At 63.2% G+C, this 1,402-nt stretch carries 1 protein-coding gene, 1 tRNA gene and 1 pseudogene; 1 reads left to right on the plus strand and 2 read right to left on the minus strand.

Features of this window, described 5'->3' with window-relative positions; translation table 11 throughout:
• Positions 1–697 precede the first annotated feature (697 nt).
• Positions 698–774: transfer RNA gene (locus tag ACFWUY_RS41630), tRNA-Arg, on the plus strand.
• A 182-nt stretch (positions 775–956) separates the two neighbouring features.
• On the opposite strand, the pseudogene ACFWUY_RS41635 reads toward ACFWUY_RS41630, so the two are convergent.
• Positions 957–1,172 (minus strand): annotated as a pseudogene (locus ACFWUY_RS41635) (IS630 family transposase); the annotation flags it as partial.
• A gap of 29 nt (positions 1,173–1,201) precedes the next feature.
• On the minus strand, positions 1,202–1,402 hold a 201-nt coding region (locus ACFWUY_RS41640), incomplete at its 5' end, for an integrase core domain-containing protein (protein WP_384122251.1).

Consider the following 1,402-nt stretch of genomic DNA (forward strand, 5'->3'; position numbering starts at 1 on the left):
ACTGCCTTTTCTGCTACCTCCAGCACACACCTACGGAGCACGCACACCCTGAGCAGTCAATACCTAAATCCGAAGAAAACGGACACCGGGCATGCGGTGCGGACGAGACCCACACATCATGCCCGGCCTGGGCGAGTAACGCCCTGCCGCCAACTGGAGGGCAGGTCGCAACTGCCGGGATGAAAAGAAACCACCAGCCACAAGACCGCGCACCCACAGCGGCGAGACGGAGAGGGAAAATATCACTCCCGGGCGGGAAAGTGGTGGCAGGCCGACCGGAAAGGCTGGCTGACAGGCCCCTCGCCGGCCAGGCCGCCTGCCCGCAGCCTGCCTGCCGGTACCCCCATTGCCCGGTCGGCCGCTTTCGCAGTGAGTAACGATCACTCTGGGAGGAGAGCGTGCTTTCATGATCGCATGAGGGGTGAGAGGGCGGCACCAAAGCCCCCCAGGTGCCGCCTGTGGGCTGCCTCAACCTTGAGGCAGCCCACCCTCTCCCAAAAAAGCGTGCCAAGCGGGCACGTCCTGCCAACATGCGTCTATTACGTCCCGCGTGCAGCCGATCCGGCCGCATAGGGCACCGGTTCTGATAGCCGGATACTGAAGGGTGCGCCGCCCATATCACCGGCTGACAGGACTGGCCGTGTGTGTCGCAGGTGCGGCATGCCGAGGGCGCCATCGGCTGGTTTATTGCGATTTAGCTCCCGTAGCTCAGGTGGATAGAGCGGACGCCTTCTAAGCGTCTGGCCGCAGGTTCGAGTCCTGCCGGGAGCACCACCTAATGATCATTTGTACTGTTCAGTCGGGAGCATGTTTGGACTGAGCACTGCGGCCTGTGCACGGGAGTAGGCCTGTGGATGCAAATATGCCGGTCCGGCTCCAGGGCGGGGCAGGCTGACCACCCGCGCCTTCAGTCCAAACGATCACTCGGCTGTACGGTCGCTACTGACTTCGGCTCGTCAGGGTGACACTGGGCCATTCAGGGCCAGGCCGGTGCCGGCTATGAAGCCGTCGAGGGTGGGAGGCCGGTATTGGAGTCGTTTGAGCCGGTTGCGGACGAGGGATTCAAGCCGGTCGAGGGCCATGACGGCAAGGTTGGCCAGACTGCACTTGACGTGCACCCAGACACCTTCGACTGGGTTCAGGTCGGGCGAGTAGGCGGGCAGCAGGAACACGGGCCTTGCCCCCGAATCTTGGACACGGGTTATGCGGCTGGTGCCAGCGTAGTTGGCGTGAAGTGGAGTGCGTTCTCGAATGCGATCGGTGATCGTTGTCCGAGGCGGGAGTGTCGGCGTCGGGTGTTGTAGCGATGGAGCCATCGGAAGGCGTCGAGTCGGGCCTCACGCTCGGTTGGCCAGCTCTTTCGTCCTTGCAGGGTCTCGCGTTTGAAGGTCGCGTTGAAGGA

Source organism: Streptomyces sp. NPDC058664, assembly GCF_042716635.1.
GTDB lineage: Bacteria > Actinomycetota > Actinomycetes > Streptomycetales > Streptomycetaceae > Streptomyces.